The organism is Bacillus sp. JJ864, assembly GCF_036963045.1.
GTDB lineage: Bacteria > Bacillota > Bacilli > Bacillales > Bacillaceae_G > Bacillus_A > Bacillus_A pseudomycoides_C.
Genome location: NZ_JBALLY010000098.1, coordinates 37,522 through 43,621 on the forward strand (window position 1 = coordinate 37,522; position 6,100 = coordinate 43,621).

Consider the following 6,100-nt stretch of genomic DNA (forward strand, 5'->3'; position numbering starts at 1 on the left):
CGATGAAAAAACTAGATAAAGCGGATTTAAGAAAAGGTTGGCTGAAATGGGCAATGTTCCACTTGTCTTCTATAAGCTTTGAAAAACTAGAAGCGCATGGCTTCGCTCATTCGATGACACCAATTATTAAAAAGCTATATAAAGATAATCCTGAGGAACAAAAAGAAGCGTTGAAGCGACATTCTGTATTTTACAATACTGAACCTCAAGTAGGCAGTGTTGTAAATGGTGTAGTAGCTTCACTTGAAGAAGAACGTGCTAATGGACAACCAATTACGGATGAAATGTTCCACAGTATTAAGACAGGATTAATGGGCCCTGTTGCTGGTATAGGTGACTCAACAATTCAAGGTATTATTATTCCTATTCTTTTAACGGTAGGTATGAGTATTTCTAATGGTGGTAGTCCATTAGGTGCTATATTCTATATTGTTGCTTATTTAGCGATTATGGGGACGCTATCTTATTGGCTATATTTCCGAGGATATCATCTTGGTACAAGTGCTCTAGATGGTTTAATGGGAGCGAACGCTGATCGAATTAAAAATGCTTTAAACGTATTGGGAACTATGGTCATTGGCGGTTTGGCGGCATCTTCTGTAAAATTAACAACGACAGTGAAAATACCAAATGGTGAAAAATTTATAGAGCTCCAAAAAACTTTAGATGGATTTTTTCCTGGTTTATTATCGTTAGTAGCCGTAATGATTAGTTGGTATCTAATTTCAATTAAGAAAGTTAGCGCAACAAAAGTATTGTTATTTTTAGTAGCTCTATCTATTGTAGGTGTATTAGTCGGTTTGTTTTAATTATAAAAAATAATTAGGAAGGGGTCTATTTATAACTGCCCCCTTCCCTATTGTATTTTCCAAATAATGATAGTACGTTATAATTAATGACAAATAATAGATTATGAACAAAAATTTTTATAAAAAAGGAGATAGTCATTAGTGAATGATAATGAAATGATAAATTTGGCACCATTGTATATTCAAGTAAAGCTTGATATAAAGAATAAGATTGAAGAAGGTAAGTGGGATATTGGTGAGAAAATACCTACAGAAGGAGAATTATGTAGTTTTTATGATGTTAGCCGTGTAACAATTAGACAAGCAATTGATGAACTTGTTAATGATGGTTATCTTGAGAAGAAAAGACCTAAGGGTACATATGTATTAGATTATTTAGCTAATTCAGTACCGGCTGGATTATCAACTTACGTAAAAAGCTTTACGAATGAGATGAAAGAACGAGGCTTAAATGTTAGTACGTTATTTGCTGATATTAAGCTTACGAAAGCCGATGAACATATAGCTAAACTTTTATGTGTTAAAGAGGGGGATGAAGTCATTTTATTAAGGAGAATACGAGGAATTAATGGAGTTAAAATAGGTTATTTTAAAACCTACATGAAGCCTAACATGAAGATCTCTTTAAACCCTAAAGATTATTATGAATCTCTTTATGCTTTGTTAGAGGAGAATGGGATTATTGTAGCGCAAGTAAAAGAAAAGTTATCGGCGCTCCGATCTACAGAGGAAATCAGAGAAATGTTAGAAGTAACTCAAGATTGTCCAATATTAAGACGTATTCGCTATGCTTATAAAAGTAATGATGATTTTATTGAGTGTTCGGAATGCTATTACAATGGAGATGAATATTCTTACTACTTAGATTTTAATTCAGCAGCATTTTCTTAAATATCACTTTAGGGAGAAGCTTTGTAAAGGTGTATCATACATAAAAAAAGAAGCAGAAAATCACTCAAGATTTCCTGCTTCTTTTTTATAAATTTAAGTTCTTGATACATACTTGCTATTTACTAGTACACGACAACCGGTTCATGAGTACTAAGATTATCATACACAGTTTTCGCAACACTAGGAGGAAGGTTAACACATCCGCCCGAACCTCCTGTTAAATAGGCATTATTTGCCCAGTTCGTCCGCCAAGCGGCATCGTGGAACCCTTGTCCGCCGTTTGTGAACGGAGCCCAGTAATCTACCTTAACGGAATAATCAGGTTTACCTACTGCGCTGCCTTTAAGTGTGTACGGTGATCGTTTATAAAGGACGTACCACACTCCCGGTGATGTATCTTCACTCGTGCTATGTTTACCAGTTACTACATTCGTTGTGACTGCTAAATTTCCATCTTTGTAAATCCAAATTTGCTGTTCTGCAATTGACACTTCCGCATACGTGTCTCCAATGCCGTTATTTGCTGTTGTTTCATAACCGATGCCTTCATTATCCCAGCCATTTCCGTAAATATTAGAAGCGGAAAGCGATTTTTCCCCTTTTTCGAAGGCTTCTTGGATTCGTTTTGCTTCTTTTTCAACATTTATTGCCCAGCCATAGCCTTGGCCTTTTACTGATATGACCGAACCAGAATGGGTTTTAAATGTGAAGTCCTTATTTAATGTTGATTTAGAAGTATTAATTTCAGCAACCTTATTCTTAATGTCACTCGCGTCGATTGTAGCCTTCATATCTTTTGACATAGAGGCGTTTTGAATTAGATCTTTCGCTTTTAAAGAGTAAACTTCATTTTGTACCTTATAATCAATGATTTGTTGAAGAAGGTCCTGAAGTGCTTTCTCCTCTTTTTTTACAATCGGATCGTTTTCTTTAATAGGCTGTATGTATACAGGCTTCAGATGGATTTCACTTTTATACTTCTGCTTGTCGTAATCCTTCAATAGATTAGCAACATCATACTGTTTTCCGTCAACGCCTTTTGAGATAACAACTTTGCCCTGTTCGAGCTTCGCCATAGCATCTTGAGGAGCTTTTAAATCTTTATTCATAGATAAGAGCTTTTCTTCTACAAGTTTTTTCATTGTTTCGCTTCGATACTGATCTGCCTTTTCCGGTAGCAGCGAATAATTTTTTTCCTTTGAGGAAGGGAAAAATGTCCACTGGCTTTTTAATAGTTTCTTAACTTGAGGCAAATCTTTTTCCGTAAGTTCGGTTTGTGTATCTTTTTCATCTAAAATTTGTTGCTGGCCGACATAAACTTTGTTTTCTAATCCAGATGTTTTTAATTTCTGCATTGCTTGATCAGCAGTCAGACCGCCGACTTTTGTGTCATTAATTGTAACCTGTGAATTGAAACGAGTTGCCTGATAATAACTCATTCCCCCAATGAGAAGTGCAATTATACCGACGCCACCCGCTGTGATAAACTTCCAATTTGTAGAACGCTTGCGTGAGTTTACCCGTTTTTTATCAACTTCTTCAACTGATTCATTTAGCGTATTGTTGTTCATAAATCTTTCCTCCGTATATATCAACGTCAACCGATTTAAAACTAAAACCATTGACTAGTTTACCTTATTATTCTTAAATTTTCATTATTTTTGATTAGATTTTATTATGTTAAATTGGTCAAATTTGGCTTTTTTTAATAGAATGACATAAAAAATGATAGCCAAACTCTTCCCATTCACAATAAATAGCCCCTTGTAAGCCCATTATAAGCCCCTTACAAGTAATAAATCATTACAAAAACAAAATAAAAAACTACTACTACAAGAATCATCCCTGAAAGAAATAAAACCGTAGTAGTCATTTTTAAAAAATTAAATTACCAATTTTCCTCATTCGTCTTTATTTCTATTAAGGAAGCGGCAATTTCCTATGTGCCGGGAAAGATGGGAGGAATCAATATGGCAGTATACCGGAATGTACAGGTGAATTTTTGGCAGGATGATTTTGTATTGGAGTTAACGCCGGAGGAACTGAATGTTTGGATGGATGATCTGTCAGATGAACTTGTATTGAAAGCACTCCAAATTGCTCATGAAAATAACAAGCATACGCTTGCTTATGTGAAGGGGATTCTGCGGGACTGGCATGAAAAAGGATATACGAAGCTGAGTGAAGTAGAAGAAGCAGAAGTGAGGTTTCGGAAAAAGGAACCGTCTGTCGTCCATGAGACTGAGCAGTTTCTAAAGGAGTGTGAAGAGTGGGAGAAACATGTACCGTCTGAAGAAGAACTCCAGAAGTTTTTGCAGGAACATGGATGACATCCGTGAACGAGATTGTACACTGTGGATTCCATTAATTGTATTTACAAAAATAAAGAAAAGTGAGATAATAAAGAAAATTCCGAAGGGGGAAAGTAAGTTATGACACCAACTAATTGCTAATATTGATTTTAATTTAAAATTAATATGGATTTTATAACGAGTATCAATTTTCCTAATTTGGTTAGGTTTATTTTGTTATGCTCTTTATGGAATTAAGGCGATTTAGAAGGTAACTTACTTTACTAAAATCGAGATTATAATTTATAAGATATTTCAAAAGTTGTTTTGAAATATTTCGCCTTTGTTTAGGATGCGAAGTATATAGGCATAACAATGTATTTTTGACGTACACATTTTTTGCTTATAAATTATATTCACAGATTATTTAGACCGTAAGAAGACATCATCTTCTTACGGTCTTTTTATTTTTTAAGATAAAGTGAAACTTCCATCAGTGGGGGGCTTACTGCCCGTAAATGGGGATAAAAATAGAATGGAAGCGAGGGTTGCACATGACAGGGTGGATGATTTGGTTTGTCATTGCCGGTCTTTTATTTATTGCGGAAATGCTAACTGTAACGTTCTACTTATTATGGCTTGGGATAGGTGCTGTGGTCGGAGGTCTAATTGGATTATTTGTACCAAACTCTTTGCTACTTCAAGTTGTGATAGCATCTGTCGTTAGTCTTAGTTTGACATTTTTTACAAAACGAATTTCTAAAAATTTTCGAGAGGCGAAAGGATATACAGATGCAGTAGATCAGCTTGTTGGGAAAAAAGGTATAATCGTGCAAGCGGTTACAAATGAAGCGAATGGCATTGTAAAAATAGAGGGAGATATGTGGACTGCTGTGTCAGATGAACCAATTTTAGATGGAGAAAGCGTTATTGTTGTAAAGAGAAGCAGCACGGTAGTGCATGTGAAAAGGGAGTGTGAATTATAATGGTTGGTTTAGCATTATCAATTATTTTAGCATTAATTGTGATTGTATTTATCGCATTATCAATTAAAATTATTCCGCAGCAAAGAGTAGGTGTTGTAGAGCGTTTAGGTAAATTTCAGCATGTGATGCACCCGGGTTTAAACATGATTATCCCGGTTATCGATCGTGTACGTCTTTATCATGATTTGCGTATTCAACAAACGACTGTACCACCGCAAAAAGTAATTACGAAAGATAACGTACAAGTTGAGATTGATACGATTATTTTCTATCAAGTTGTTGATCCAGAGCTTGCAACGTATGGTATTTCAAATTATGAACTTGGGGTTCGTAATATTACATCTGCAACAATGCGACAAATCATTGGGAAAATGGAGCTGGATGAAACATTATCTGGACGTGAAAAAATTTCCACAGAAATCCGTTTAGCACTTGATGAAGCAACGGAAAAATGGGGTGTTCGTATTGAACGCGTTGAAGTTGTAGATATTAACCCTCCAAAAGATATACAAGCAGCAATGGAAAAACAAATGAAAGCAGAGCGTAATAAGCGTGCCATTATTCTTGAAGCTGAGGCAGCAAAACAAGATAAAGTTCTTCGGGCTGAAGGGGAGAAACAAAGTAAAATTTTAATGGCTGAAGGGGATAAAGAAGCGCGCATTCGTGAGGCAGAAGGTTTACGACAAGCGAAAGAATTAGAAGCACAAGGGGAAGCGAAAGCGATTGAAGAAATTGCAAAAGCAGAACAAATCCGGATTCAAATGTTGCGTCAGTCAGGACTTGATGAGAGAGTACTTGCATACCAGTCATTTGAATCCTTAACAGAAATTGCAAAAGGACCTGCAAATAAAGTATTCCTTCCGTCAAATGCTGTTGAAACATTAGGAAGCTTAGGGGCAATTGGAGAGTTGTTTAAAGAGAAAAAGTTACCTTCGATAGATACGAAAAACGAACAATAGAAACGATGAAGAGAAATGGATGCCGTTTCTCTTCTTTTTTTGAAACATATTTAATGTGAATGCAAAATAGTGCAATCAGAATGTATATCGCAAAAAGCTTGTACATACCCATGTATAGAAAGGGTGGTACGATGAAAAAGCATTTGTGCGCCCATAAGGGTGTT

Annotated in this window: 6 protein-coding genes; 5 read left to right on the forward strand and 1 reads right to left on the reverse strand. The window is 35.7% G+C overall.

What is annotated here, in order from left to right:
* The first annotated feature begins 2 nt into the window (after window positions 1-2).
* Both V7024_RS16030 and V7024_RS16035 read left to right on the forward strand, forming a co-directional pair.
* Window positions 3-809: a PTS system mannose/fructose/sorbose family transporter subunit IID gene (locus tag V7024_RS16030; RefSeq protein ID WP_335521682.1), complete on the forward strand. Its 807-nt coding sequence runs from the start codon at window positions 3-5 to the stop codon at window positions 807-809.
* A gap of 141 nt (window positions 810-950) precedes the next feature.
* Window positions 951-1,700 (forward strand): GntR family transcriptional regulator, encoded by a 750-nt coding sequence (locus tag V7024_RS16035; RefSeq protein ID WP_335521684.1) that lies wholly within the window; start codon window positions 951-953, stop codon window positions 1,698-1,700.
* Between the two features lie 122 nt (window positions 1,701-1,822).
* On the opposite strand, the gene V7024_RS16040 is transcribed toward V7024_RS16035, so the two are convergent.
* Window positions 1,823-3,271, reverse strand: a complete 1,449-nt coding sequence (locus V7024_RS16040; RefSeq protein ID WP_335521686.1) for a L,D-transpeptidase family protein — start codon at window positions 3,269-3,271, stop codon at window positions 1,823-1,825.
* A 399-nt stretch (window positions 3,272-3,670) separates the two neighbouring features.
* Here V7024_RS16040 and V7024_RS16045 point away from each other — a divergent pair, with 399 nt between their 5' ends.
* The 3 genes from V7024_RS16045 to V7024_RS16055 all read left to right on the forward strand — a co-directional run bounded on the left by V7024_RS16045 (window position 3,671) and on the right by V7024_RS16055 (window position 5,936).
* The gene (locus V7024_RS16045) at window positions 3,671-4,030 is read left to right on the forward strand and encodes a DnaD domain-containing protein (protein ID WP_438824475.1); all 360 of its coding nucleotides are present in this window, start codon (window positions 3,671-3,673) and stop codon (window positions 4,028-4,030) included.
* A gap of 515 nt (window positions 4,031-4,545) precedes the next feature.
* The gene (locus V7024_RS16050; RefSeq protein WP_335521692.1) at window positions 4,546-4,977 is read left to right on the forward strand and encodes an NfeD family protein; all 432 of its coding nucleotides are present in this window, start codon (window positions 4,546-4,548) and stop codon (window positions 4,975-4,977) included.
* Complete coding sequence (locus V7024_RS16055; protein ID WP_335521688.1) at window positions 4,977-5,936, forward strand: SPFH domain-containing protein; 960 nt, start codon at window positions 4,977-4,979, stop codon at window positions 5,934-5,936. Before V7024_RS16050 ends, V7024_RS16055 begins: the two co-directional genes overlap by 1 nt.
* The last annotated feature ends 164 nt before the right edge of the window (window positions 5,937-6,100 follow it).

What these genes read in the sequence shown, in the direction of transcription:
- V7024_RS16030 (WP_335521682.1), top strand. Translation starts at nt 3, where the DNA reads ATGAAAAAACTAGATAAAGCGGATTTAAGAAAAGGTTGGCTGAAATGG.
- V7024_RS16040 (WP_335521686.1), bottom strand. Translation starts at nt 3,271, where the DNA reads ATGAACAACAATACGCTAAATGAATCAGTTGAAGAAGTTGATAAAAAA.
- V7024_RS16045 (WP_438824475.1), top strand. Translation starts at nt 3,671, where the DNA reads ATGGCAGTATACCGGAATGTACAGGTGAATTTTTGGCAGGATGATTTT.
- V7024_RS16050 (WP_335521692.1), top strand. Translation starts at nt 4,546, where the DNA reads ATGACAGGGTGGATGATTTGGTTTGTCATTGCCGGTCTTTTATTTATT.
- V7024_RS16055 (WP_335521688.1), top strand. Translation starts at nt 4,977, where the DNA reads ATGGTTGGTTTAGCATTATCAATTATTTTAGCATTAATTGTGATTGTA.